The organism is Hymenobacter wooponensis (assembly GCF_004745865.1).
Taxonomy (GTDB): domain Bacteria; phylum Bacteroidota; class Bacteroidia; order Cytophagales; family Hymenobacteraceae; genus Hymenobacter; species Hymenobacter wooponensis.
The window spans coordinates 1-25,145 of record NZ_SRKZ01000005.1 but is presented as its reverse complement, the minus strand read 5'-3'; the positions used below and the strand labels follow the sequence as shown (position 1 = coordinate 25,145).

The window sequence follows — 25,145 nt, the reverse complement described above, 5'->3', positions numbered from 1 at the left end:
GTAAGACGGTACTCTGGGGCTTTCAGTTACACGGATAACTCCGGGCTACCGTTGTAGTATTGCGTATGCAATCAAAAGTACCGGCTCCCTCCCTCATGAACTGGAGCGGCGGCAAAGACTCAGCCCTGGCCCTTTACCACGCCCTTCGTGACCCGCAGCTGCACGTAAAAGCGCTGTTAACGAGCGTAAACACGCATTTTCAACGGGTGTCTATGCACGGCGTACGCCTGGAGTTGCTAGAGGCCCAGGCGCAGCGCATTGGCTTGCCGCTCACCAGGCTAGAGCTCCCCGAAATGCCCGACATGGCGGAATATGAAGCCCAGATGCGGGCGACACTGGCTCCTCTGCAAGCGCAGGGCATTACGCATTCTGTATTCGGAGACATTTACTTGGAAGATCTGCGCCAGTACCGGGAGCAGCAGTTGGCCCGTGTGGGCATGCAGGCCGTGTTTCCGCTCTGGCAGCGCCCAAATGCAGAACTGCTGCGTGAATACCTAGCCCTGGGCTTCCGGGCGGTGGTAGTCTGCGTAAACGACCAGTACCTCGACCAGAGCTTCTGCGGTCGTCTCCTCGACGAGGAGTTTCTGCGCGACCTGCCCGCCGGCGTAGACTCCTGCGGCGAAAACGGAGAATACCACAGCTTTGTGTTTGACGCTCCCTACTTCAGCCGCCCAATTCCGTTTGAGCGCGGCGAGTTGGTGCACCGCACGTACCAGGCACCCGCTAGCAGCCAAAACACCTGCCCGCCAGCCAATGCCGACGCAGCTACCGAACCAGCACCCAATCCGTTTGCGGCGGGCTTTTGGTATTGTGATCTGCACTTGGCCTGGTAGGCAATACGGCAGAGCTTGCTGGCGCTAGGCCACTTATTGCCACAGGCCATTCTGGTAGCACAGGTCAGAGCCTTGGGCGCCTTCGCGCATTACCCAATTCCCCGGCCGCTCCATCCATTCCAGCTGGCCGTCCTCATTGCTTTCGCGCGCAATATTAATGGAGCAAACATCAATGGTTTCCGTCTCAATCCGGTTGACGCGCAATTGCTCCACGTATTGCAGAGCCAGCATACCCTCATCAAGACAAGATGGATGAAGAGCCAAGTTATGGGCCGGACTGGGCATGGCGGCTGAGGGGTGGAGTAGCCCATCAAACGCGGAGCCCAACTGGAAGGCTTCCGCAATGGCAATTGACAGGCGGTAATGGTGCGCCGTGTCATCGTGGACCGTGCGCGTGAAAGCGCCCGTCAGGAATTGCGCCAGGGCCCGGGTATCATCGGGTAGCTGCCGCAGCGCCCAACGCAGGGCTTGGTCACGGTCGGTGTGCGGGTCGTCTACGCAGACGTCGGCGTACCCAAAGCTGATGATGCGCAAGGGTTTTCTGGTCTGCCAGCGGCTAATGACAATATGGTCGCCGGGCACTACGCCAGCCTCAAAAAACGGCGGGTGCCAGGTGGCGCTGCAGTAAAACATTGGCGAGCCGGCCCTATTGGCGCGCTGGTCGCGTACGGCTCGCTCGGCAGGCGGATACGACACATCACTCACGCATTCGGGCCGCTTTTTACCTACAATGCCCCGGTATAGCAATAGGCCCGGCGCAAAGTTTAGGCAGCGCAGCGTTTGCCCTTCTAGCAACTGCCGCACCCGATCAGTCAGTTCATCAATTGAGTGCTTGCGCAAATCAAGGTGGCGCAGGGAGGCTAGCTGGCGGCTGAGTGGCACGGCCCCAGTGGGTGGTCTGGAGGGAGAGGAAGCCATAAGAAAGGAAACAACATGCCCCTACCACCCAGCGCCGAGGTCCGTAATAGAACCTTCAGCCACTGGGTGGTGGAAGCAGTTTTGGTGGGTGGAATACGGAAAAGCAAGCCTAGCTCATAGGGCTATAGGAGGCTACTCATCGTAGTCGTCATACTCTGCGTAGTCGCCGTGTTCTTTTTGCCGGTTGGCCCACAGTAGGCCACCAACCAGCGCTAGGCCAGCACCAATCAGCCAAAACGAGAGGCGCGGAGCTACAGGTGGGGGCACTGAGCGTACGCCCGTCTCGTCGGTTTGGGCGGGGTGGCCTACGTAACGCCCGTGCATGGGCACCGCTTTCTGATCAAAGTGTTCTACCAAGTCGGCTAGCTGCCGGCTAAGCTCTTCGCCGCGCATCGGAATGCCGTGGCCCGTAGCCGCTACTCGCGGCATCAGCGCCGCCAGCCGCTCCACCGACTGCCGGGCCAGCTGCCAATCGGGCGTGAAATACATGGGCGGCCCGTGTACCTCCTGCTTCTGCACCCACACCGAAAGTGCCGATTCCTGCTTGGTGGTCACGAAGGCATCACCGGCCAGCAGTAGTTTGTCTTGCTCCCGGAAAAAAGACACGTGGCCTGGGGCATGCCCCGGCGTAAATACCCAGCGCCAACCTGGCAAAAACGGCACTGAGCCATCTTCCGGCAGCGTTTTTACCCGGTCGCCGAGGTCAAGCGGGCTTTTCGGATATAGAAAAGACAAAGCGGCCATAGCGCCACCCCCCACCGTGGGGTCTGGCGGAGGGTAAGAAGAAAGCCCCGTCAGGTAAGGCAGTTCCAGCGGATGCACATATACCGGTACCTCGGGCCACTGCTCCAGCAAGTAGTGTAGGCCACCTACGTGGTCGAAGTGGCCATGCGTGAGCAAAATAGCTGCCGGCGGATTATCGGCTCCGAACAGCTCCTGCGCATGATGATGCAGCTTTGGGCCTGAGCCCGGCAGCCCGGCGTCTACCAGCACCCACGGGTCGGTGGGAGAATCGGGGTTGCGCACGTAAAACAGGTTGACAAACACGTTGCGCAGCCCCCAGATACCGGGCTCCACATGGAACAGGGTAGGGGTGTTGGCGCGGTTAGCTTGATTGGGCATAAGAGACTAGGATTTGGTGAGGAACAAGCGCTAAGTATGTTTTCGAGGCAGAGCAGATGGGGTTACGGCGCACAGCCGCAGAGAAGTTCGCGCGTGGGCGCCGGCACTTTATAGTCGGGTTGTGACACTTCTTTCATATAAATGACGTCCAGCTGCTGCAAGGGCGGATTAGCCGGATTCTCGTGCCAGATGCGCAACAGGTAATTGCAGTAGTAGGGCCGCATGTAGGCATTGTCGACAAACAGGTAGTTCTCGGAATACTTGCGCCACCGGTCGTTTCTGAACAGGGAAACCACCGAGGCGGGCTTGGCATAGGTGAGCGGGCCGCCTTGCCGGTTAAGGTCTACGTGCTTGCCGTCTTTCGTGGTGCCGTCTAGAATATACCAGCCATCATCCTTGAATACGGAAGGCGCAAACATGCCCCAGTGCTGATCTATGCGTACCAAAAAGCCAATCCAGCGCATCGGGGCCTTCATCGTCCACTCGGGCTTGATGATGGAATCAAAATTCCACCAGCAGATGTACAGAAGCAGGCCTACCACTAGGCCTTCGCGGAGGCTACGCAGCCACCCCCGCAGCCCATCTGATAACGACCAGGAGGTTTCTACGCGCAGCTGCACGGCCTGCCGCAAAGAAGCCAAGCGGGGGTGCAGGGGCGCAAACCGGGCGGCCACCCGTGGACCCAACTGCTGGGCCCGGGGCACTATATGCTTCTCCAGCCAGTCCATGGCAGAGGTAGGCAACAGGCCTAGCACGGAAGCCATGTTGATAATAAAAAATAGTCCTACAAAGAGCGTCAGGCTGATGCCAAGGTGAAAGCCATAAAGCACGAACACGAACAGCAGGCGCCACCACGGCACGGCAAACGGAATGAAAAGCACTAAGGGCAGGAACAGCTCCATTCGGTAGGAAGCCAGCGTTAGAAAGCGCAGCAGCTCCGGATAGGGGTAAATCAGCCGTCCGCCCGGCATCAGCACTTGGTCAAGGCTCAGGGCGTAGTAGAGGGCCGTACCGTCACGGCTCCATTCGGGGCTGCTTTTCAGCAGCGCGGTGCACCAATACACCAGGCATATCTGCACGATGTAGGCCACCGTGGCGGCGCTGAAGTAGCTGAGCTGCGTAGGTGCCGGTCGCTTGCGGGCATCAAGGGAATACACCCGGCCCCAAGGCAAGAAAAATCCCCAAAACAGCAGCATCCGCAGAAGGTCATCGCCGCCCTGCAGAATTAAAGGGTTGCGGTTTTGTAGAGACACCAGCAGCAGCCACGAAATAAACGTAACCAGCCGAGTTTTGTAGCCCAGAAACAAGGCTATAGCAGCTACTGCCGCTAGTAAAAAAAGCACCGCCTGCACTTGCCATAGGCCACTGCTGGTGTGCAGCGAGAAAACATATGGGTTCCACGAACGCTCATAGAGCACCGACAAAGGCAGCACGCCCATGTTGGAGTAGAAGGCTTCTAAATCGGTACTGCGAATACCTAAATCGAGCAGCACCACCGCCGCCACAGCGGCGCGGAGGAGGGCGAGGGCCCTGAGGTCAACAACGAAAGGACTGCGAAGAAGCGATAGAAACCGGAGCATGCCGTGCCAGGTGATCGTACGAGAAAACAAAAAGGCGGAAAGGCGCTACCACTACTCATGGTCGGCCTTTCCGCCTTCTGAGCTATCCAATGGGTACCGTCAGATTTGCCTTAACGGGTAGTTGACCCGCTGGTTGTGCCTGAAGTGGTAGAACCGGAAGTAGAGCTGCCGCTGGTAGAACTGCCACCCGTTGAGCTTCCGCGCATTGTGCCCGACGTAGAACGGCCGGAAGTGCTACTGCCCGATGTAGTGCGGCTGCCCGAAGTAGAGCGCCCTGCGGTGGTGCCACGGCTAGAACGGCTGCCGCTAGTAGAGCCCGAAGTGCTGCTCATGCGGCCCGAGCCCGAACCAGACCTGCCGCCCGACATTGAGCCACTCGACCCGGAAGTAGAGCCGCCCGTGCTGCCCGATGTGGAGCCGCCAGAACCAGAAGTAGAACCGCCGGAGGTAGTACTTCCCGAGCCTGACGTAGAGCCACCCGAGCCAGAGGTAGAACCACCAGTAGTGGAGCCCTGGCCAAAGTAGCCATCCGATACGGTAGAAGCCGCAGCAGTTGGCGTGTTTGTGTTCAGGAAGCCCAAGGCGGCGGTGTTAGAAGAAATGGCAAGTGAGGAAGCCGTTAAGGCCAGGGCCCACAGAGAAATGGATGTGCTTTTCATGAAAGAAAGGAATTAAGTGATGGGTTTGGCTGGTAGAGAAGTAGTATAACTAGAAAAGCACAGCCGTAGCTGCCGATACACTCGGTAATAGCAATGACAATTAGCTGCCGGTAGAGCCAGCAGTAGAGCTGCTACCCGAAGTGCTACCGGTAGTACCACCTGAGCCAGTAGTGGCGCCTGCGCCACCCGTGCTACCTGCCGTTGAGCCCGAGCCACCAGCAGTAGAACTGGAGCCACTAGCGGAGTTTCCATTCCCGGCTCCTGCTCCTACACCGGCTGTGCTGCCCGTGCTAGCTCCCGACTTGCTGCTGCCATTAGCGCCGCCGGTGTCACCACCGCCGTCGTTTTCCATCATTTCACTGTTGGCGTTTGAGGTGCCCGAGGTCGACATGGTATCAGAGGCGCCATTGCCGTTCAAATCGGCTTTATCGTCTCGGGTGGTACCGTTACAGGCTCCCAGTGAAAGGGACGTACCGAGTAGTGCCAGCACTACGTGCATGCGTTTCGAATTCATAATCAGAGAAATTTAACAGGCCATTAAGCTTAGGGCCTGTGGTGGAGAATAAAAACAACTACTGCCCCGGCCGCATAAGCAACCGGGGCAGTAGCTGAAAGGAAAGAACTTAGGTGGTTGAGCCACCCGTGCTGCCAGAAGTAGTGCCACCAGACGTAGTACCGCCAGATGTTGTACCCCCTGAAGTGGTACCCCCTGAAGTGGTACCACCAGATGTTGTACCACCCGAGGTAGTGCCACCAGACGTCGTACCACCCGAAGTGGTGGTGCCGGAAGTAGTACCGCCGGATGTCGTGCCACCCGAAGTGGTAGTGCCGGAAGTTGTTGTGCCGCTAGTTGTACCACCCGAAGTAGTACCACCTGAAGTTGTTGTGCCGCTAGTTGTACCAGAGGTCGTTCCAGACGTGGTGCCAGCGGTTGTACCCGAGGTTGTACCTGACGTAGTGCCACCGGAAGTAGTAGTACCGCTTGTAGTACCCGATGTGGTACCGGCAGTAGTACCCGAGGTAGTGCCCGACGTAGTACCGGAAGTGGTGCCTGATGTTGTACCAGAGGTTGTTGTACCAGAAGTCGTACCAGATGTGGTTCCCGACGTAGTGCCTGAGGTTGTAGTGCCGGATGTTGTACCGGAGGTCGTACCTGATGTAGTGGTACCTGAGGTAGTAGTACCGGAAGTTGTGCCAGAGGTAGTGCCCGATGTGGTGCCACTGGTAGAGCCGCTCGTAGTGCCTGATGTGGTACCACTAGTCGTACCACTTGTGGTGCCGCTGGTTGTGGAAGGGGTTGTTGAGTCGTCGTCGTCGTCACAGGAAGTAATTCCTAGTGAAAGACCGAGGAGCAAAGTAGGGGCAATAATTAACCAGTTTTTTTTCATAGCTCAGAAAGGTTTGAAAGGGCGAAATTCTCTCTGGCTATACGGCTGGCAAGCCGGGTTCTTTTCAGAAATGGCCTGTGAATAAATACGGTTTTTTAAGGTAATTGCTTGTTTTGTAGCTACGTATAAATGCGGTGGCTTGTGGCCAATAGCCTGTAAGTGGTTTCTGGCGCCTCCTGAGAAGTCATAAGTCAACCAGCTTTCCCTGTGAGCTATTTCTAGCCCGTTGCGTTCCTACTTTATGCGCTTATGGTAAGAGCAACTGGTTGAATTGCCTCCTAGCGAAATGGCAGAGAAACTAGTATAGGATCCTGGTTAAAATTAATTGTCTTGGCAATATTCAATTTACTTGCAGCTACTTCCAGCAGGGCGGTCCGTATAAGGTACCAAACCCCCTTGTCTCCTTTCCCCGCTTTTCTCGCTGCTTATGTCAGATATGCCTGCCACTATTCTGTTTGATGGTGTCTGTAACCTGTGCAATGGATTCGTACAGTTCGTCATTGGGCGAGATGCGAACCAGTATTTTCGATTTGCCTCTTTGCAGTCAGAAGTAGGTCAGGCATTGCTTAAAGAGCATGGCTTGCAGCCCGCCATCACTCCAGAAACTGTTGTGCTTGTTGAAGGCGGCAAGGCATACGCGTATTCCACTGCCGTCCTGCGCATTTTACGTCGGCTCAGCGGTGGATGGCGCTGGCTCTATGCCGCTCGTGTGTTGCCTAGGCCACTGCGCGATGCTGCCTACCGCTTCGTAGCCCGCCACCGCTACCAGTGGTTCGGGCAGCAGGAGGCTTGTCTGTTGCCAACTCCGGCCTTGCGGCAGCGCTTCCTGTAATTCATAACAAGGTACTAGGTGCTAAGTGGCCTAGCGCAAGTTGTTGCTACTTTCGGCCCGTCTTATACCCAACCGACTTCTTGTTTCTGGCTTCTCAGCCGTTTCCATTAATTCTGCTCCTATGCGCGCACTTGTTCTAGAAGGAATCAATCAGCCCTTGCAACTCCAGGAAGTTCCTACCCCCACTCTAGGTGCTGGCGAGGTGCTAGTGCAGATTTACGCCGCAGCCCTTAACCACCGTGACGTCTGGATTCAGAAAGGACAATATGCAGGCTTAAATTACCCGAGCATCGTGGGCTCTGATGGGGCCGGTGTGGTAGTGGCGGTAGGAGAGGGGGCGCCTGCTGATCTGCAAGGGCAAGCGGTAGTTATTAACCCCGGCCATAACTGGGGCAACAACCCAGCGGCTCAGGCACGTGAGTTTGCTATTCTAGGCCTACCCCACCAAGGCACATTTGCCGAGTACGTGAGCGTACCGGCCCACTATGTGCAAGCTAAGCCCACTCATCTCTCGTTTGAGCAAGCGGCAGCCTTACCATTGGGTGGCGTAACGGCCTACCGTTCTGCATTCACCCGCGCTGGTTTGCAGGCTGGCGAGCGGGTGCTTATTACGGGCATCGGTGGCGGCGTAGCATTGCTGGCTTTGCAAATGGCCGTTGCCATTGGGGCTGAGGTATGGGTAACCTCTGGTTCAGAAGAGAAGATACAGAAAGCTGTTGGCTTGGGGGCTCAAGGCGGCATTAGTTATAAGACCGAAAAGTGGGCAGCTGAACTAACTAAGCGCGCCGGTGGCTCCTTTCAGGTGATAATAGATAGCGCGGCCGGTCCTGGTTTTAATGACCTGCTGGATGCCGCGGCTCCCGGCGGACGCATCGTGTTTTACGGCGGTACGGCCGGGGCCATGAAGGATGTGCCACCCGCCAAGATATTCTGGAAGCAGCTTTCCATCTTAGGCTCAACCATGGGTACTGAACAGGACTTTGCTGCTATGATAAGCCTTGTTGAGCAGTATCAGTTAGTGCCTGTAATTGATGAAGTGCTACCGTTTACTGAAGGCGAAACCGCTATGCTACGCATGGCAGATGGCCTGCAGTTTGGTAAGCTGGTTCTCCAAGTAAGATCTTCATAACTAAAGGCTTGTGAATTCTTGCGTGCTTAGAAAAAGTCAATAAAAAGTGGTGGAGCGGGAATGTTAATTTGGACCATGTTGTTTTTAACTCGACGATCATACTAACCAAATCCTCTCTTCTCCTTCTGACATGAAAGCACCTGCTGAATACCTGAATTGCCCGGTTTTTGAGCTTACGTATCCCACGGGTGAGGCAGCGGAATCGGTGCCCGTAGTGGCCTACCACGACGCTGTGCAAGCAGTTGAAGCTGCCCTAGCCGATGCGGAGAAGTACAAATATTTGCTCATGCGCGCCCTGCGTCGTCATGCAGCCCAAACAGAGGTTACCTATCCGGCCCCAGTAGCCACGCCATCAGTTGCCGAAACCGACGAAACGCCAGTTTGGCCACTCTATCCCGATATGGCTGCATAAGTACAGAACTAGTTAAAAAACGCTAGGCCACTCCGGCATGCCGGAGTGGCCTAGCGTTTTTTAACTAGTTCTGTACTTATGGTAGGCTATTCTAAATTGGTGGCTCACGATGTGAGTAGTAGTTAGGTCATACTCAGTAGTGTTCGGCGGGAGCGAGGTTTAGCTGATGAAAGCCGCCACGCAAACCGTACACATGTTGGCTTTATAGATTCTCGCGTAACTAGGTAGCTAATAAAAGCCGATTGCCAAGCTCTTGAGCTAGCTTAACGGCTTGCTCCCGGAGTTCCGGAATTGCTGTTGATTCAAAGTAAGCAGGTCGACGGCTGGGACCGAGTGTAAATAGGACGGGAGAAGCATTTCCTTCTTTGGTGATTAACGCACCGTGCTCGTCGGTTTGAATGCCTAAGCGCAATACATCTGGAGTGAGATGGCCTGCATCGCGAAGGCTCTTGACAGCGCAGTCTGAAATGCGGCTATAGTCTAATAGAGGGCCAGTGCAGTTTATAACGTGAGCGGCAATGAGGTGGCGAGGCTCTTGTCCGGGGCGCTGTACAGTCACCTGTAGCCCTTCGCCACTGGAAGTAATCTCTCGTACTCGCCCAGTTTCCAATTGCAGCGTGCCATCTTTCAGCATCGTTTCCACTAGGGCAGCATTCTGCGGGGGGCTGCGGTGCCGTATCACCGACCAAAGTCCTGCCAAATGCCGCAAAAATCTGGCTTGCTCTTCCAGGGGCCACGCAGCCCATATCTGGCCTAGGTGAGGGCGGAGAGAGTCGATAACAGCGCGCCAATTGCTGCCAGCTGCGGAGGCTTTTCGAATGTGCTGCCGAATTACGCGTACCACTGCCAGCACCTGCGTTAGGCCCGCCAACTCGCTTGCATAGAAGCTTGGGTACGGCTCAGAATATGCCTCGTGAACAAATGGCCAACGCCCATGGCGGGACGTTACCATAATGCGGCCCCGATGCCCGTCGGCCCTTAGGCCTAGCAGAACATCTACGGCGGTTAAGCCTGAGCCAATAAGTAACACAGTGTCATCTAACCCAATGCTCCGGAGTGCCCCTTGTGCCCAAGGGTTATTGTGGTAATTGGAAGAGTGGAGAAGTGTAGCAGGAAAAGCAAGCGGAAGCGGCGGGAAATTGCCCATTGCCAGCACTACGTAGTCGCTCTCAATTTCACTGCCATCGGCGAGGCGCACCGTGGCCTTGTGGCTACCGTCCTCAATATGTATGGCTACTGCCGTTTGTGCTTTCCAGTAGCACCGAATGCCGTTGGAGGAAGGCCACTCCAGCACTTGGCTGGTAAGTTGCTGTAAATAGCGTCCATAGATTTGCCGGGAGCAAAAATCTTGGGCGTATTCATCAGCGTCGGTGATGCGTAGCCAGTTCTGAAAGTGGTCGGGTTGATCAGGGAAGGCACTGAGAAACCGGCTTTGCACATTCATCAGGTACTCGGGGCGCCGGGCAGTGTAGGCCAGTCCGGGGCCGGGCGTCAAACGAGGCTCAATCAGGTGCACGTCGCAGGCGTAGCGTTGGGTCATCGGCAAACGTGCCAGCTGCACGGCCAGCATCGAACCGGAAAAGCCACCTCCTACAATTGTGATAACTCGTCGTTGCACCTAATCAGTTTATGGAGTTCGCAGATGATGGCTGCCATCGACTACAGCCCGAATAGAGCTGAAGGTTGACCAAAATAGTGATAAAGTATTCTGTTTTGACGAAGCCCGAGCTGTAAGTAAGGCATTCTTAGCCAAACCTGCTTGCCTGCCTGGATGGTGGCCTAGGCTAGCCAGCTTTCGTAGGAGCTGTTCTAATGAAGGGCTAGCACTGTGGCATTACCTAGTAAAGAAAAGCGCCCGGCTAACCCTGCCGTCAGTAACTATTCAGCAAGTTCAGCAGGACGCTAGCAGCATTCAATTGAGGGGGCTAGTAGTAGCTGCCCGTTACGAGGTAATTCCGTACATAATCGTTGATGCCGTCTTCCAGACGCGTGAAGGGCCGGTCGTAGCCGATGTTGCGCAGCTTCTGCATTTCAGCCTGCGTGAAGTACTGGTAGGTATCCCGAATGTCCTCGGGCGTGTCGCGGAAATGGATGTCGGCGGTGCGGTCGAGAGCCGCGAAAGTGTTCAGCGTCAGATCCAGGAAGGTGCGTGCCTCGCCGGTGCCCAGGTTGTAAATGCCGGAGTGCTGACGGTTGTGCATCAGGAAATAGCACACTTCTACCACATCTTTCACGTACACAAAGTCGCGCTTTTGCTCGCCGTCGGCATACTCGGGGTTGTGGGAGCGGAACAAGGTCATGGAGCCGGTTTCCTGAATCTGGCGGAAGGCGTGCAGAATCACGGAAGCCATGCGGCCCTTGTGATACTCATTGGGCCCATATACATTGAAAAACTTCAAGCCAGCCCAGAAGAATGGTTTCTCCGGCTGATTGATGGCCCAGTTGTCAAAGTCATTCTTAGAGTCGCCGTAGGGGTTCAGCGGGCGGAGCAACGGGAGCAGGGCGTCCTCATCAGAGTAGCCCAACGTGCCAGAGCCGTACGTAGCCGCCGACGAGGCATACACTAGAGGCAGCTGATACTGGCAGCAGGCCTGCCACATTTTCTTGGAGTACTCAAAGTTGAGTACGTTGAGAATGTCGCGGTTTTGCTCCGTGGTATCGGTGCGGGCCCCTAGGTGGAAGATAAATTCAACCTGCTCATGGTTGGCGTCGAGCCAGTCGAAAAAGCCTTCTCGATCAACGTATTCGCGCAAGTGCTTACCCTTCAGGTTGGCGAGCTTGCGCTCCTCGTTGAAATTATCCACCACCACGATATCGTTGAAGTTGGCGGCATTGAGGCGGGTGACAAGGCAGCTGGCGATAAAGCCGGCTGCTCCAGTAACAACTATCATAAGGCAGAGATTTTGCTCAAAAGTAGCGAGATGTAGCGTAAAGCTCGCCCTTGAGTTGGCGTCAGAAGTTAGAACAGGTAAAAGGACAGGCATAGGCCTAGTATGTTTGCACCGCACAAGCAGCGGATATCATTTCCTGCAGTGTCGTCCGCTACCTTTGCCCCATGGTTTCCTTTCGGTTTCTCCCCTTCCTGCTGCTAGGCCTAGCTAGTGCCTGTCGGCCTGACACAAGCTCCAACGCTACTAAAACCGCGGCCGACACTGCTCCGCAACAGGTGAAGGACGACCTGGGCCGCTCGGTAACCATCCCCGCCCATCCGCGCCGGATTATGGCCCTGGCTCCGTCCATGACGGAAATGTTGTATGCCGTGGCCGATACCAGTACCATCATTGCCCGCACGCAGGTATGTGATTACCCAGCGGCAGTAGTGCACAAGCCAGTTGTGAGCAGCTACCCGCTCGACTTAGAGCGGCTGGTGGCCATGCACCCCGATGTAGTATTTACCGTCAGCGGCATTACCTCCCCCGATGATGCGGCCCGCCTGGAGCAGCTTGGCATTCCAGTATATTATCAGCAGTACGAAACTGTGGATGATGTTCTGCGGGGAATGCGTGACCTGGGCCACTTGCTAGGCCGTGAGGAAGTAGCCCGCCATCTGACGGACTCCTTGCAGGCGGAGCTGCGCCATATAGCTCCTGCTTCTGGCAAAGCCCCGCGGGTGTTAGCTATTACCTGGCAGGACCCTATTTATGTGTACGGCCAAAACACGCTGTTCACCGATAAAATCAAGCTGGCCGGTGGCCAGAACGCGGTCGTAGAGAAGTTTGCGCAGCCGTATCCAGCCCTTACCCGGGAGTATATTCTGAAGCTAAACCCCGATGTACTAATAGGGGGGCGCTTTGGTAAGCTCGATAGTACCTTCTTCAAGAATTACCCGGAGCTGCGCCGCATCCGGGCCTACCAAACCCGGCAGGTGTACCCTATAACGGGAAACCTGATGGAGCGACCTGGTCCGCGCACGGTAGAGTCGGTGCGAGAACTGCAGCGCATAATTGCGCAAAGCACCGCTAGGCCACTCGCTCAGTAGCAGCGCGCCCCATGAAGCGCCCCGCTCTCCCCTGGATTGTTGCCAGCCTGTTGCTGACGGCGCTGCTGCTGGCGGTAGGCTTGCGGGTGGGGAGCTACGAAACCGACTATGCCCTCGTTACCCGCGCCCTGCTGCACTACGACCCACGCGACCCGGCTCAACTGGTGCTGGTGGAGCTACGGTTGCCGCGGCTGCTGCTGGCATTGCTGGCCGGAGGTGGCCTAGCCTTCAGCGGCTACCTCATGCAGGCCATGGTAAACAACCCAATGGCCGACCCTTACCTACTGGGCACGGCCTCCGGCGGGGCACTAGGTGCCATCCTGACGTTTGCCTTTGTGCCCAGTTTGGTAGTGGGTGGCATTTATCTACCACCTGTGGCAGCGCTAGTGGGGGCCTTAAGCACGACCTTGGTAGTGGTGGTGCTCGGCACGCGGCGTGGGCAGCTTATCCCAACGCAGATGCTGCTGGCGGGTATCGCCATCGGTTCCCTCATGACGGCGTTAGGTGGCCTACTCACGTTTCTGGCTAGCTCCCAGGAAAAGCTGCGCTCCATTACCTTCTGGGCCATGGGCGGCTTCGAGAAAGCCAGCTGGAGCGTATTGCCGTACCCCGGACTAGCCCTTCTGACTGGCCTAGCTGTATTTGCGGCCGTGCAAAAAGACCTGAACATACTGTTGCTAGGGGAGGAGCGGGCGCAGGCATTGGGCGTGAATGTGGCCCGCACCCGCTGGATTTTGCTCCTCACCGCCTCCTTACTAACTGCCTGCGTAGTTGCCCTCTGCGGCCCCATAGGGTTTGTTGGGCTGATGGTGCCACACCTCACGCGCTGGGCGCTGGGGGTCACGGGCCGCGCTAACTTGCTGCTCTGCGCCATGATTGGAGGTAATTTCCTGTTGTTCTGCGACCTGCTGGCCCGGCTGCTCTATCCGCCCGCCGGATTGCCCGTTGGCTTGGTCACGGCCCTGTTCGGCGTACCGTTCTTCGTATATTTGCTGCGAAAACAGAGTTGATGTGCTGTTCTGCTAATATGTGAGCCTGCTGATCAGTAGTAGGTTAACCTAAGATAAGCGTGTATTTCTGAATGCTTTCCTTGCTCACAGCCTCCAACTGGCACGGTTGGCGGTTATAGCAGCGCATCAGCACATCAAAAAATCAGCACATCCCCAATGGTATACATCAGCCGACAGGAACATTTCAACGCGGCACACAAGCTCTATAACCCTAACTGGAGTGAAGAGCGGAACCGCGAAGTCTTCGGCCCCTGCGCCAATGCCAACTGGCACGGCCATAACTACGACCTAATCGTAACTGTCAAAGGCAAGCCCGACCCCGAAACCGGCTTCGTCATTGATCTTAAGCAGCTCAGCACCGTCATCCGCACCCACGTGGTAGATCAGGTAGACCACAAGAACCTGAACATGGACGTGCCCTTTATGGAAGGACAGCTGGCCAGCACCGAGAACCTGGTAATTGCCTTCTGGAAAATACTCCAGCCCGAAATTGAGCGAATTTCACCCGCCCGCTTGCACAGCATTAAACTCTACGAGACGCCCCGCAACTTTGTGGAGTACTTCGGAGAGGAATAACCACTATAAACTAGTCTGTCATGCTGAGCTGGCTGACCTTCGGTTCGGCTTCGCTCAGCATGATATTCTTACACGCCGCATAGCAACCCCATGAAATATTACCTGATAGCTGGCGAACGGTCTGGCGACTTCCACGCCGCTAACCTTATGCGTTCCTTGAAAGAGCAGGACCCGCAAGCCGAGTTTCGGTGCTGGGGCGGCGACATGATGCAGGCCGCCGGCGGTGAGCTGGTGCATCACTACCAGGAAATGGCCATCATGGGGTTTTGGGAAGCTGCTACCAGTATTCTCAAGCTTCGGGGCTACCTCAAGGAGTGCCAGAAAGACTTACTGGCCTACCAGCCCGATGTTGTGATTCTGGTAGATTACGCCGGCTTCAACATGCGTATTGCCAAGTTTGCCAAGGCCATTGGCATGAAGGTGTTCTACTACATCTCACCCAAAATCTGGGCCTGGAACCAGGGCCGCGTGCATCAGGTGAAGCAGGTGGTAGACCGCATGTTCGTAATTCTGCCTTTTGAGGAGGAATTCTACCAGCGCTTCGACTACAAAGTAGACTACATTGGCAACCCCACCGCCGATGCCGTAGCTGAACACCGAAAGTCCGAAGACTTCTACACCCGCAATAACCTCGACCCAATGCGGCAAATCATTGCCGTGCTGCCCGGTTCGCGTAAACAAGAAATTGAGGAGATGCTCTACGAGATGGTAGCCATTCTGCCGCCCTTCCTCGACTACCAGTTCATCGTGGCCGGCGTCGATAATCTCGACCGGAACTACTATTCCCACTTCGAGCGCAATAACGTCCGCATCGTCTTTGACCAGACCTTCGACCTGTTAGCACATGCCTCCGCCGCTCTCGTCACCAGCGGCACCGCCACGCTGGAAACGGCCCTGTTCGATGTACCACAAGTGGTGTGCTACCGTACCAGCGCCGTGTCGTATGCCATCGGCAAGGCGGTCATTAAAGTGCCATATATCTCGCTCGTGAACCTCATTGCTGGTAAAGAGGTGGTAAAGGAGCTAATCCAAGGCGACTTCACCGCCCGCAACCTCGTTCCCGAACTCAAGAAAGTCCTGACCGACGACGCCTTTATTGCCCAGCAAAAAGCTGGCTACGCCATGATTCGTGAGAAGCTAGGCCATCAGAAGTCTGCCGAGAAGGCCGCTAAACTGATGGTGAGGTATTTGAAGGAATAGCGTCTGTTCAGTCAGAAGTACTTTCCCAATTCTATGATAGCACGATTAGTTCTGCTTGCCGCTATATTCCCGGCCATAGCACGTGGGCAGGCTACTGGACAAGTGCTTGTTGGCAGCGCGAATCCTCACGTATTAGAATTAGCGACCCATACTGTTCTACACCGTAACCTAAATGATACGATAAGTCAACGGTATGCTAAACATCTACGTGCCGGTAGCTTGGTCGTCATTCGGAAAGAGTATCCGCATTGGCTTGCTGTCTGTCGTGCTAAAAGCCGCACCCAGTTTTCCACCGATACGCCTACTTATTACATACCTAGAACTGCGATAAGAGGGGCTAAAACATTTGTACTGTTATAGTACCTGAAATCAAAAAGCCGGAGCCAGATAACAAGGCGTTATCTGGCTCCGGCTTTTTGATTTCAGGTACTGAGCCCTACGCCGCGCGCAGCTGCTTCATAGCAGTCTGCTCGAACTTGCTCCGGGCATAATCCTCGTCAATTACCAGTTCTTTCACGCCTTCTTCAGAAGGCATGTCAAACATGGCGTCGGTCATGATGCCCTCGCAGATGCTGCGTAGGCCACGTGCACCCAAGCGGTACTCATCCGCTTTCAGCACGATGTACTCCAAGGCACTTTCGGAGAAAGAAAGCTGAATGCCTTCCATATCGAACAGGCGCTGGTACTGCTTCACGATGGAGTTCTTCGGCTCCGTCAGGATTTTGCGCAGGGTGGCGTGGTCGAGGGGGTTGAGGTGGGTGAGTACTGGCAGACGACCAATCAGCTCGGGAATCAAGCCGAAAGCTTTCAGGTCCTGAGCCGTTACGTAGCGCAGGAAGTTCTGCGTGTCAATCTTCTCCTCCAGCTGCGTTTTGGCAAAGCCAATGGGCTTCGTGTTCAAACGGTTCTTGATGATGCGCTCAATGCCCACAAAGGCTCCGCCACAGATGAACAGGATGTTCTCCGTATTCACCGTAATCATCTTCTGCTCGGGGTGCTTGCGGCCGCCGTGCGGGGGCACGTTCACCGTGGTGCCTTCCAGCAGCTTCAGCATGGCCTGCTGCACACCCTCGCCGCTCACGTCGCGCGTGATGCTGGGGTTGTCGCTCTTGCGGGCAATCTTGTCAATCTCGTCGATGTATACGATGCCGCGCTCCGCTGCTTCTACGTTGTAGTCGGCGGCTTGCAGCAGGCGGGTCAGGATGCTTTCTACGTCTTCGCCCACATAGCCAGCTTCTGTTAGCACGGTGGCATCGGCAATGCAGAAAGGAACCTGCAGAATGTTGGCCAGCATCTTGGTCAGGAAAGTCTTGCCCGTACCGGTCTCGCCCACCATGATGATGTTCGACTTTTCAATCACTACATCATCTTTCTGCGGCTTCTGCATGAGGCGCTTGTAGTGGTTGTACACCGCCACCGACATTACCTTCTTTGCCTCATCCTGGCCTACCACGTACTGATCGAGGTACTCCTTCATTTCGCGCGGCTTCACGAGGTTAAACTTCGGAGCCTTGGAGTTGGCCCGAATCTTATTCTCCTCGTTTAGAATCTGCTGGGCCTGTCCCACGCAACGCTCACAAATGTGGGCGTTGATGCCGGAAATCATGACCGTGACGTCTTTTTTGTTCTTGCCGCAGAAGGAGCACGTAATATCTGCCATGTCGAGGGGACTCTGGATAAGGATAGAATAGGAAGCTTTCGCTAACCTACCTCAAAGGTACGAAAAGGCCAACGCCGCGCATCGTTAAAAAAGTGCCAACGTAATTAGCCTCTACTAAAAAGAAAAAGCCCGCCAGAGCGGGCTTTTTCGGGTAAAGCAGTCAGGCTGAGCTTGCGCCGGCCTGGTACTTAGCGTTGAGTTACGCCTTCTTTTTTTCCAGAACCTCGTCAATGAGGCCGTACTCCTTGGCCTCGTCGGCACGCATCCAGTAGTCGCGGTCCGAGTTGTCGTGGATTTCCTGGTAAGTTTTGCCAGTGTGCTCTGCAAGGATGTCGTACAGCTCCTTCTTCAGTTTCAGAATCTCACGAGCCGTGATTTCGATATCCGAAGACTGACCCTGCGCACCGCCCGAAGGCTGGTGAATCATCACGCGAGCGTGAGGGAGAGCCGAGCGCTTGTCTTTAGCACCACCAGCTAGCAGAACGGCACCCATCGAGGCAGCTAGGCCAGTGCAGATCGTAGCCACGTCGGGGTTCACGTACTGCATGGTGTCGTAGATGCCAAGGCCAGCGTACACTGAGCCACCGGGCGAGTTGATATAGAGCAGGATGTCTTTCTTGGCGTCAACTGACTCCAGAAACAGCATCTGCGCGGTCAGGATGTTAGCAATGTAATCGTCTACGGCCGTACCCAGGAACACAATGCGGTCCATGATCAGGCGCGAGAAAACATCAATTTCAGCGAAGCGCGTAGGGCGTTCCTCAATTACCGAGCGGGTCATGCCGGTAGGCATAATCAGACCATTGCGGGTCTGGCCCTCTACGTGTTGAATGTATTGATCCACACCTAGGCCACTCAGGCCCTGGCCTTTCACGGCAAATTTGCGGAACTCTTCTTTATTCAGCATGGCAGAAAAAGTGGGAGATAAAATGTGTCAGACGAAAAAGTATAGGCAACAAAAAAGCCCATACGGCAAGTAAGGGCTTTTTTGTTGGTTCGAAAACCGAAAATGTTAGCGCTTAGCCAGCATTCTGATTGCGGAAGTCCTCAGCCGTAATCGCGTTGTCATTAACAACAACTTTGCCGCGCAGGTTTTCCAGTACTTTCTCTGCCAGAATGGCTTCATACTCGTTCACGTAGTTCTTGCCGTTCTCCTGACGCAGGAAGTTGTCAGCAAAGCCACGCACCGATTCTTCCAGCTCCGGAGTCATCTCCATGTTGAACTGGCCTAGAATCTTCTGCATCGTGCGGTCAACGATTTCTTCGTTCGAAACCTTCAAGTCGTTGGCTTCCACTACTTTGTTGCGGATCATCGACCACTTCAGCTCCTTCTCGTAGTCTTCGTAGTGCTCTTCTACCTGCTCCGGGGTCAGTTTGCCCTGGTTAGCGCGTACCAACCACTTCTTGAAGAACTCCTTCGGTACTTCAATCGTGGTGCTCTCCAGCATCTTGTCGATGATCTGGCGGTTTACCAAGTTGTCAGCCTCACGGTCGTAGTTCTCCTGTACCGTCGAGCGAACCTTCTCGTCGAAGTCCTCTTTCGACGTTACGATGTCCTTGCCGAATACTTTGTCGAACAGATCCTGGTTGAACTCAGCAGGAGTAGAGCGCTGAATTTTCTCGATAGACAGCGTGTATTCGCCTTCTACCGTGTCAGCCTCTTCTTTGCTCATGCCCGAGAAGCTAGAAATAGCCGTAGCGTCGCCGTCGAAAGCATCTTTCAGGTCAAACGTTACCGAATCACCCACTTTCACGCCCACAAACTTATCAACGCCGTTCTTCACCTTGTTCAGGGGAAGCAGTACCACGCGGCCATCACCCTCTTCGCCAGCCTTCTGCAGCTTGCCCGAGATATAGTCAGTTGCTTCAGCCGTTTCAGGCTCAATCGACTCACCAAACTGGCGCTCCAGCTGCTCGTAGGTTTCCTTCAGCGTATTTTCGTCCAAGTCTACCTTGTGGCGGTCAACCGTAACTGCCTGGTCGGCGGGCAGCTCGAAGTCGGGCAGCAGGCCTAGCTCAAACTGGAACGAGTAGTCTTTCTGCGTATCGAAATCAACATCAGTAGGAACCGGAATGGGCTCACCGAGGATTTTGAGGTTGTTTTCCTTGATGTAGTCGTCTACTGACTTGCTCAGCAGGCCATTGATTTCCTCAACGAGGATGCCCTTGCCGTACATTTTGCGAACCAGCGTAACTGGCACTTTGCCCGGGCGGAACCCTTTGATCTGCGCCTTTTTGCTGTATTCCTTCAGCTTCGACTCCACGGTGGGAGCGTAGTCAGCCTCCGTAAGGTTTACTGTCAGGATGGCACTCAGCTGGTCGTCTTTCTTGTCGAGGGTAATGTCCAAAACGGGTTGTCGGTTAAGGGTACTACGTGGGTGTGAATGCGGGCCAAAAACCCGGATAAAAAATAAACCCCCAACGGGTGGGTTGAGGGTTTAGAAGCGGTTTTTTAGAAAAACCAAAAAAATAAGTGCGGATGGAGGGACTCGAACCCACACGCCTTGCGGCACCAGATCCTAAGTCTGGCACGTCTACCAATTTCGCCACATCCGCGTCCGGAGGCCAACTGCCTCGGGGCCGCAAAACTACACAAGGGTTTTTTAAAAACAAATGTGCTCGTCATTAAAAGAAATATTCTGTGCTCATTTTAGCTGCACTAAGAGGCCTAGCAAAGTGTTAGACTAGAGAAATACTGCAGTTCCTTGCGTAAATTCCTATTCGGCCCTGCCTAACGCATAAGCTCTGTGCCGTACCTTAGCAATCATTACTCCGGCGTTTCTAGCGCCGCCCGCGTACCATGCCTACCGTCATCGACCCCGAAGTAGAGCGCCAGGAAATTCTGCGCCACTACCGCCGCCTGCTCCGCACCGCTAAGCCTTATCTGAAAGAAGGTGACGCTAAGCTTATTAAAAAGGCCTTTAATACTTCTCTAGAGGCGCACAAAGAAATGCGGCGCAAGTCGGGTGAGCCATACATTCTGCACCCGCTGGCCGTAGCGCAGATTGTGGTGGAGGAGATAGGCCTAGGTACCACCAGCATTGTGGCCGCCCTGCTGCACGACGTGGTAGAGGATACGCCTTGGGAGATTGCCGATGTAGAGCGTGAGTTCGGCAACAAGGTGGCCCGCATCGTTGATGGGCTCACTAAAATCTCAGGTGTATTTGAATACGGCACCTCTGAGCAGGCTGAGAACTTCCGTAAGATGCTACTTACGCTCTCGGAAGACGTGCGCGTTATCCTTATCAAGCTCGCCGACCGCCTGCACAACATGCGGACGCTCGACTCAATGCCGCGCCACAAGCAGCTCAAGATTGCGTCGGAAACAATTTATCTCTACGCGCCGCTGGCCCACCGGCTAGGCCTGTACGCCATTAAAACCGAGCTGGAGGATCTCTACCTTAAATATACCGATACCGAAGTCTATAATGAATTGGTGAACCGGGTGCGCCAGAGCCGCAGCGCTCGTAACCGCTTCATCAAAGAGTTCGTGCTGCCCATCGACGACGAGCTGAAAGCCCAAGGCTTCGGCTACGAAATCAAAGGCCGCCCCAAGAGCATCTACTCTATCCTGAAGAAGATGCGCAAGCAGAATATCACCTTCGATGAGGTGTATGACCTGTTTGCTATTCGGGTAATCCTGGATGTGCCTCAGGAGCAGGAAAAGGCTGCCTGCTGGCAGGTGTACTCCATTGTTACGGACTTCTACCAACCCAACCCCGACCGCCTGCGCGACTGGGTGAGCACGCCCAAGGCCAACGGCTATGAGTCGTTGCACACCACGGTTATGTCGCGCTCGGGCCAATGGGTAGAGGTGCAGATCCGCAGCCGCCGCATGGATGATATCGCGGAGAAGGGCTACGCCGCGCACTGGAAGTACAAAGACTCTGGGGCTATCCAGCCAGAATCAACCCTGGAAGCGTGGATTAACAAGGTGCGGGAAATGCTTGAAACCAATAACTCCAGCGCGTTGGAGTTTATGGACGAGTTCCGTCAGAACCTGTTCGTCAAGGAGGTTTATGCCTTCACCCCCAAAGGCAAACTCGTTATTCTGCCCGATAAGGCCACAGCTCTCGACTTCGCTTTTGAGATTCACACACACATAGGCCTACGCTGCCTCGGCGCCAAAGTAAACCAGAAGCTACAGCCTCTGAGCTATGAGCTGCGCAACGGTGACCAAGTGGAGATCCTGACGTCGCAAAAGCAGCGGCCTACCGAGGAATGGCTGCAGTACGTCATCACGTCTAAAGCTCGGAGCAAAATCAAGGAGTGGCTCCGCGACGATAAAAAGTCGAAGGCAGAAGATGGCCGCTTCCTGGTAGAGAAACGCTTGGAGTTGCTGGGCATTGAGTACACACCCGACAACCTCAACCGTCTGCTGGCCCACTTCAACACTCAGAATTCGCAAGAGTTCTTCTACCGGATTGCTATCGGTCAGATCGACGGTCGGGAAATAAAGGCCGATTTGTTTGACCCCGCCATCGAAGTGCCTCGCTCACCATCCATGCTCGAGCCCAAAGCTTTCGATCATGAGGTGCAGAAGATCCGCGGCCTCAGCGCCAACATGCTGGTAATCGGGGAGCAGACCGACAAGTTCGACTACACCATTGCGCCTTGCTGCAACCCTATCCCCGGCGATGATGTGTTTGGCTTCGAGACGGACGAGGGCATCGTTATTCACCGAACTTCGTGCCCTAAAGCTGTACAAATGATGTCGAACTACGGCAACCGCATTGTACGCGCTAAGTGGACGGAGCAGTTGGAATTGGCCTTCCTGGCGGGTATCCGCATCAAGGGCTCCGACCGGGTAGGCCTAGTAAACGACGTTACTCGCATCATCAGTAACAGCCTCAAGGTCAATATGCGCTCCATCACCATTGACTCTAATGATGGAATGTTTGAGGGGCAGATTATGGTCTTCGTGAACGACACTGCTCACCTCAATAAGATGATTCAGCGCTTGTCGAAAGTGAATGGAGTATTGCAGGTAGAGCGCTTCGACTCCTCTGCTAGGTCATAAAAAGTCTAAATTAAAATTGAGAGTATAAAACAGTATAAGAACACGGGGTAGTCATGGATAAGGATGAGCACTGCTTCAGCATCAGAGACAGAGCTCACTTGAAAACTTACCACAGTTTTCTGCTGTTTTAGCTCCTTATATAAGGTCGCAAAAATGCCCACAACGGAGAAGCATCTCGATCAAGAGAAATACGCAGAGGTAAAGAAGATCTTCACTGCTTACCTCGAGAATAAAGGGCTGCGCAAAACCTCAGAGCGTTATGCCATCCTCGAGGAAATTTACTCCCGCACAGGGCACTTTGATGTAGAAGAGCTTTTTGCTGGCATGAAGGAGCAAGGCCTGCAGGTTAGCCGCGCCACGGTTTATAATACGCTGGATCTGCTGGTGGAACATGGCCTAGTAAGCAAGCATCAGTTTGGCCGCAACCTAGCGCAGTATGAGAAGAGCTATGGCTACCGCCAGCATGATCATGTCATCTGCACGGAGTGCCACAAAGTCGTGGAGTTTTGTGATCCGCGCATTCACGGTATCCAGACAATGGTAGGGGAGTTACTCAACTTCCATATCTTGCACCACTCTTTAAACCTTTACGGCGTGTGCGGTGATTGCCGCGCCAAAGCCGCCGCCCGCTCTTTAGCCGAATGAAAACTGATAGCACCGTCCAGGACGGTATCCTCTTCGTGCGCCTATCCGGCGACTTAATCGGTAGCCCCGATACCCAGCAATTGCTGCAAAGCGTCGATCAGCACCTGGGTGATGAACTCCGCAACTGCGCGGTGGATCTGTCCGGAATCCGCTACATCAATAGCACGGGTATCGGAGTACTGGTGTCTTTGCTCACTAAATTCCGTAGCCGTGGTGGGGAGATGTTGCTGATTAATCCTGCCGACCACCCTCGTAAAATGTTGGCTTTGACTAAGCTGAACGCTATTTTTTCCATTGCGGACGATGAAGCATCGGCCGCTCAACAATTGAAAGCCGCGAACTAATGCCCGTTGACGTACTAGTTGGATTGCAGTGGGGTGATGAGGGGAAAGGAAAGATCGTTGACGTACTCGCCCCCACCTACGACGTAGTAGCCCGCTTTCAGGGCGGCCCTAATGCAGGCCACACGCTTACTTTCGACGGCATCAAGCACGTCTTACACCAAGTTCCTTCGGGTATCTTCCATCCACACATTATTAATGTGGTTGGTAATGGCGTAGTACTCGACCCTTTCGTATTCCGTCAGGAACTACAGAAACTCACGGACCGTGGCATTGATTGGGCCAAAAACCTCTACGTTTCGCGCAAAGCCCAGCTAATCCTGCCTTCACACCGTGCCCTCGACCGGATTAACGAAGAAGCCCGTGGTGGTAGCAAAATTGGTTCTACCTTAAAAGGTATTGGCCCAACCTACCAGGACAAAATCGGCCGTACTGGCCTACGCGTGGGTGATATCCTGCTACCAGACTTCCAGGAGCGCTATCAGGAAGCCGTAGCCCGTCATACTCAGCTCGCCCAATTCCATGGAAAGGAGCTCGAGATAGCAGAGTTCGAAGCTGATTTCTTCTCCGCCGTTGAGTTCCTGCGTACCCTGCAACTCACCGACACGGAGTACCTCCTAAACGATCTGCTGAAGCAAGGCAAAAATGTTCTTGCAGAAGGAGCACAAGGCTCTATGCTGGACATTGACTTTGGTACATATCCCTATGTCACGTCTTCCAGCACTATTGTAGCCGGCGCCTGCACTGGCCTAGGTATTGCGCCTAAGCATATTGAAAAGGTATACGGTATCAGCAAAGCCTACTGCACTCGTGTAGGCAGCGGGCCGTTCCCAACTGAACTCCTAGATGAAGTAGGGGAGCAGATCCGACAGGCTGGTCGCGAGTTTGGTTCTACCACAGGCCGCCCGCGTCGTTGTGGCTGGATCGATTTACCGGCGCTTCGTTATAGCATCATGCTAAATGGCGTCACGGAAATTCACTTGATGAAGGCTGATGTGCTGGATGAATTTGATGAAATCCAGATTTGCACGCACTACCGCACTGCCGATGGCCAGGAAACGGACCACTTACCTGACCATGGTGATTTAGAGAATCTGACTCCTATATATACAAGCTTGCCCGGTTGGCGCACGGACTTACAAGCCGTTACCGATCCTCAAGCACTGCCCACTGAGCTAAAGAGCTACGTTCAGTTCTTGGAGCAGCACTTAGAAGTGCCTGTTAGCATTGTTAGTGTGGGCCCAGACCGAGTTAGCACCTTGCACTTGAATTAAGCTGTTATAGCTTTTCTACCCCAACGAGCAGCCTTTTGGGCTGCTCGTTGCTTTTATGCATAGTGCGAGAGCAGGTTTAAGGAAGTTTAGAACCCCTACGTAAAGAACTTTTAAGAAATTATTCACCTTTTGTGAACTAACCAGCCCACGTAAGTAGTTATGCCACAGCCTACGGGAAGAAACAGGGCACTAAGCTAGTCTTACGACCTCTAAAAATTTCTCTATAGGCTTGCAAAAGCGGAACAGAAGTCTGACTTTTGCACTCCCAAATCGAACGGAGGCGGGCTACGAACGAGGCGAAAAGAAAGTTGCGCGGCGCACTAGGAAAAGCAGAAACTCTCTGCGTACCTTTGCCACCCGCTTCAAGAGGAAGCGCCACCGCAAATGAGTCGACGAAAAAGTTTTTCTCCCTCGCTTGTCAGTTCGAAAAAGCTTCTTACCTTTGCACCCCGCTTGAGGCCAGAAAGTGGCCTAGGGCACGGGAAACGAAGAAAGTGAAGAAGTTTTTTTGCTCTCGGAGTTGCAAAAGCGAAGAAACAAGCAGTATCTTTGCAGCCCGCTTCAATC

Annotated in this window: 23 protein-coding genes and 1 tRNA gene; 14 read left to right on the top strand and 10 right to left on the bottom strand. The window is 54.5% G+C overall.

What is annotated here, in order from left to right; genetic code table 11:
* Nucleotides 1-65: 65 nt before the first annotated feature.
* A complete protein-coding gene (locus EU557_RS17285) occupies nt 66-833 on the top strand; it encodes a Dph6-related ATP pyrophosphatase (RefSeq protein ID WP_245326303.1) in 768 nt (255 codons plus the stop codon).
* Between the two features lie 33 nt (nt 834-866).
* Here the strand turns inward: EU557_RS17285 and EU557_RS17280 are convergent, their stop codons facing one another.
* From EU557_RS17280 to EU557_RS17270, 3 genes are all read right to left on the bottom strand, one after another.
* Nucleotides 867-1,751, bottom strand: coding sequence for an RES domain-containing protein (locus EU557_RS17280; RefSeq protein WP_135531732.1), 885 nt, complete (start codon nt 1,749-1,751; stop codon nt 867-869).
* A gap of 132 nt (nt 1,752-1,883) precedes the next feature.
* A complete protein-coding gene (locus EU557_RS17275) occupies nt 1,884-2,873 on the bottom strand; it encodes an MBL fold metallo-hydrolase (RefSeq protein WP_135531731.1) in 990 nt (329 codons plus the stop codon).
* A gap of 62 nt (nt 2,874-2,935) precedes the next feature.
* Nucleotides 2,936-4,453 (bottom strand): hypothetical protein, encoded by a 1,518-nt coding sequence (locus tag EU557_RS17270; protein ID WP_135532069.1) that lies wholly within the window; start codon nt 4,451-4,453, stop codon nt 2,936-2,938.
* A gap of 135 nt (nt 4,454-4,588) precedes the next feature.
* Between EU557_RS17270 and EU557_RS25735 the strand changes: the two genes are divergently transcribed.
* Complete coding sequence (locus EU557_RS25735) at nt 4,589-4,978, top strand: hypothetical protein (protein WP_210116078.1); 390 nt, start codon at nt 4,589-4,591, stop codon at nt 4,976-4,978.
* Between the two features lie 234 nt (nt 4,979-5,212).
* Here the strand turns inward: EU557_RS25735 and EU557_RS17260 are convergent, their stop codons facing one another.
* Complete coding sequence (locus tag EU557_RS17260; RefSeq protein WP_135531730.1) at nt 5,213-5,626, bottom strand: hypothetical protein; 414 nt, start codon at nt 5,624-5,626, stop codon at nt 5,213-5,215.
* A gap of 185 nt (nt 5,627-5,811) precedes the next feature.
* Between EU557_RS17260 and EU557_RS25555 the strand changes: the two genes are divergently transcribed.
* The 4 genes from EU557_RS25555 (at nt 5,812) to EU557_RS17240 (ending at nt 8,873) form a co-directional block, all read left to right on the top strand.
* Nucleotides 5,812-6,585 carry a hypothetical protein gene (locus tag EU557_RS25555; protein ID WP_167855254.1) on the top strand — a complete coding sequence of 258 codons (774 nt, stop codon included), beginning with the start codon at nt 5,812-5,814 and terminating at the stop codon, nt 6,583-6,585.
* 342 nt (nt 6,586-6,927) lie between these two features.
* Nucleotides 6,928-7,332 (top strand): thiol-disulfide oxidoreductase DCC family protein, encoded by a 405-nt coding sequence (locus tag EU557_RS17250; protein ID WP_135531729.1) that lies wholly within the window; start codon nt 6,928-6,930, stop codon nt 7,330-7,332.
* Nucleotides 7,333-7,453: 121 nt separating this feature from the next.
* Entirely contained in the window at nt 7,454-8,461 is a 1,008-nt protein-coding gene (locus EU557_RS17245) for a zinc-binding dehydrogenase (RefSeq protein WP_135531728.1), read from the top strand.
* Nucleotides 8,462-8,591: 130 nt separating this feature from the next.
* A complete protein-coding gene (locus tag EU557_RS17240; protein WP_135531727.1) occupies nt 8,592-8,873 on the top strand; it encodes a hypothetical protein in 282 nt (93 codons plus the stop codon).
* Between the two features lie 220 nt (nt 8,874-9,093).
* Here EU557_RS17240 and EU557_RS17235 read toward each other — a convergent pair whose 3' ends face one another.
* Nucleotides 9,094-10,491, bottom strand: coding sequence for an FAD/NAD(P)-binding protein (locus tag EU557_RS17235; protein ID WP_135531726.1), 1,398 nt, complete (start codon nt 10,489-10,491; stop codon nt 9,094-9,096).
* A 307-nt stretch (nt 10,492-10,798) separates the two neighbouring features.
* Nucleotides 10,799-11,764 (bottom strand): ADP-glyceromanno-heptose 6-epimerase, encoded by a 966-nt coding sequence (gene rfaD, locus EU557_RS17230; RefSeq protein ID WP_135531725.1) that lies wholly within the window; start codon nt 11,762-11,764, stop codon nt 10,799-10,801.
* A 164-nt stretch (nt 11,765-11,928) separates the two neighbouring features.
* Between rfaD and EU557_RS17225 the strand changes: the two genes are divergently transcribed.
* The 4 genes from EU557_RS17225 to lpxB all read left to right on the top strand — a co-directional run bounded on the left by EU557_RS17225 (nt 11,929) and on the right by lpxB (nt 15,638).
* The gene (locus EU557_RS17225) at nt 11,929-12,852 is read left to right on the top strand and encodes an ABC transporter substrate-binding protein (RefSeq protein WP_135531724.1); all 924 of its coding nucleotides are present in this window, start codon (nt 11,929-11,931) and stop codon (nt 12,850-12,852) included.
* An 11-nt stretch (nt 12,853-12,863) separates the two neighbouring features.
* Nucleotides 12,864-13,862, top strand: a complete 999-nt coding sequence (locus tag EU557_RS17220) for a FecCD family ABC transporter permease (RefSeq protein WP_135531723.1) — start codon at nt 12,864-12,866, stop codon at nt 13,860-13,862.
* A gap of 156 nt (nt 13,863-14,018) precedes the next feature.
* Nucleotides 14,019-14,438: a 6-pyruvoyl trahydropterin synthase family protein gene (locus EU557_RS17215; RefSeq protein ID WP_135531722.1), complete on the top strand. Its 420-nt coding sequence runs from the start codon at nt 14,019-14,021 to the stop codon at nt 14,436-14,438.
* Between the two features lie 90 nt (nt 14,439-14,528).
* Entirely contained in the window at nt 14,529-15,638 is a 1,110-nt protein-coding gene (gene lpxB / locus EU557_RS17210; protein ID WP_135531721.1) for a lipid-A-disaccharide synthase, read from the top strand.
* 436 nt (nt 15,639-16,074) lie between these two features.
* On the opposite strand, the gene clpX is transcribed toward lpxB, so the two are convergent.
* The 4 genes from clpX to EU557_RS17190 all read right to left on the bottom strand — a co-directional run bounded on the left by clpX (nt 16,075) and on the right by EU557_RS17190 (nt 19,854).
* Nucleotides 16,075-17,298, bottom strand: a complete 1,224-nt coding sequence (gene clpX / locus EU557_RS17205; protein ID WP_135531720.1) for an ATP-dependent Clp protease ATP-binding subunit ClpX — start codon at nt 17,296-17,298, stop codon at nt 16,075-16,077.
* A gap of 199 nt (nt 17,299-17,497) precedes the next feature.
* Complete coding sequence (locus EU557_RS17200) at nt 17,498-18,205, bottom strand: ClpP family protease (RefSeq protein WP_135531719.1); 708 nt, start codon at nt 18,203-18,205, stop codon at nt 17,498-17,500.
* Nucleotides 18,206-18,317: 112 nt separating this feature from the next.
* Nucleotides 18,318-19,646: a trigger factor gene (gene tig / locus EU557_RS17195; RefSeq protein WP_135531718.1), complete on the bottom strand. Its 1,329-nt coding sequence runs from the start codon at nt 19,644-19,646 to the stop codon at nt 18,318-18,320.
* 126 nt (nt 19,647-19,772) lie between these two features.
* Nucleotides 19,773-19,854: transfer RNA gene (locus EU557_RS17190), tRNA-Leu, on the bottom strand.
* Nucleotides 19,855-20,098: 244 nt separating this feature from the next.
* Here EU557_RS17190 and EU557_RS17185 point away from each other — a divergent pair.
* From EU557_RS17185 to EU557_RS17170, 4 genes are all read left to right on the top strand, one after another.
* Nucleotides 20,099-22,318: a RelA/SpoT family protein gene (locus EU557_RS17185; RefSeq protein WP_135531717.1), complete on the top strand. Its 2,220-nt coding sequence runs from the start codon at nt 20,099-20,101 to the stop codon at nt 22,316-22,318.
* A gap of 153 nt (nt 22,319-22,471) precedes the next feature.
* On the top strand, nt 22,472-22,963 hold the full coding sequence (locus EU557_RS17180) for a Fur family transcriptional regulator (RefSeq protein ID WP_135432516.1): 492 nt from the start codon (nt 22,472-22,474) through the stop codon (nt 22,961-22,963).
* Nucleotides 22,960-23,307: an STAS domain-containing protein gene (locus EU557_RS17175; protein WP_135432518.1), complete on the top strand. Its 348-nt coding sequence runs from the start codon at nt 22,960-22,962 to the stop codon at nt 23,305-23,307. Before EU557_RS17180 ends, EU557_RS17175 begins: the two co-directional genes overlap by 4 nt.
* Nucleotides 23,307-24,578 (top strand): adenylosuccinate synthase, encoded by a 1,272-nt coding sequence (locus EU557_RS17170; RefSeq protein ID WP_135531716.1) that lies wholly within the window; start codon nt 23,307-23,309, stop codon nt 24,576-24,578. Before EU557_RS17175 ends, EU557_RS17170 begins: the two co-directional genes overlap by 1 nt.
* Nucleotides 24,579-25,145: the final 567 nt, after the last annotated feature.

Coding starts and splice junctions, on each gene's coding strand:
- EU557_RS17285 (WP_245326303.1), top strand. CDS start 66: ATGCAATCAAAAGTACCGGCTCCCTCCCTCATGAACTGGAGCGGCGGC.
- EU557_RS17280 (WP_135531732.1), bottom strand. CDS start 1,751: ATGGCTTCCTCTCCCTCCAGACCACCCACTGGGGCCGTGCCACTCAGC.
- EU557_RS17275 (WP_135531731.1), bottom strand. CDS start 2,873: ATGCCCAATCAAGCTAACCGCGCCAACACCCCTACCCTGTTCCATGTG.
- EU557_RS17270 (WP_135532069.1), bottom strand. CDS start 4,453: ATGCTCCGGTTTCTATCGCTTCTTCGCAGTCCTTTCGTTGTTGACCTC.
- EU557_RS17260 (WP_135531730.1), bottom strand. CDS start 5,626: ATGAATTCGAAACGCATGCACGTAGTGCTGGCACTACTCGGTACGTCC.
- EU557_RS17250 (WP_135531729.1), top strand. CDS start 6,928: ATGTCAGATATGCCTGCCACTATTCTGTTTGATGGTGTCTGTAACCTG.
- EU557_RS17245 (WP_135531728.1), top strand. CDS start 7,454: ATGCGCGCACTTGTTCTAGAAGGAATCAATCAGCCCTTGCAACTCCAG.
- EU557_RS17240 (WP_135531727.1), top strand. CDS start 8,592: ATGAAAGCACCTGCTGAATACCTGAATTGCCCGGTTTTTGAGCTTACG.
- rfaD (WP_135531725.1), bottom strand. CDS start 11,764: ATGATAGTTGTTACTGGAGCAGCCGGCTTTATCGCCAGCTGCCTTGTC.
- EU557_RS17225 (WP_135531724.1), top strand. CDS start 11,929: ATGGTTTCCTTTCGGTTTCTCCCCTTCCTGCTGCTAGGCCTAGCTAGT.
- EU557_RS17220 (WP_135531723.1), top strand. CDS start 12,864: ATGAAGCGCCCCGCTCTCCCCTGGATTGTTGCCAGCCTGTTGCTGACG.
- EU557_RS17215 (WP_135531722.1), top strand. CDS start 14,019: ATGGTATACATCAGCCGACAGGAACATTTCAACGCGGCACACAAGCTC.
- lpxB (WP_135531721.1), top strand. CDS start 14,529: ATGAAATATTACCTGATAGCTGGCGAACGGTCTGGCGACTTCCACGCC.
- clpX (WP_135531720.1), bottom strand. CDS start 17,298: ATGGCAGATATTACGTGCTCCTTCTGCGGCAAGAACAAAAAAGACGTC.
- EU557_RS17200 (WP_135531719.1), bottom strand. CDS start 18,205: ATGCTGAATAAAGAAGAGTTCCGCAAATTTGCCGTGAAAGGCCAGGGC.
- EU557_RS17185 (WP_135531717.1), top strand. CDS start 20,099: ATGCCTACCGTCATCGACCCCGAAGTAGAGCGCCAGGAAATTCTGCGC.
- EU557_RS17180 (WP_135432516.1), top strand. CDS start 22,472: ATGCCCACAACGGAGAAGCATCTCGATCAAGAGAAATACGCAGAGGTA.
- EU557_RS17175 (WP_135432518.1), top strand. CDS start 22,960: ATGAAAACTGATAGCACCGTCCAGGACGGTATCCTCTTCGTGCGCCTA.
- EU557_RS17170 (WP_135531716.1), top strand. CDS start 23,307: ATGCCCGTTGACGTACTAGTTGGATTGCAGTGGGGTGATGAGGGGAAA.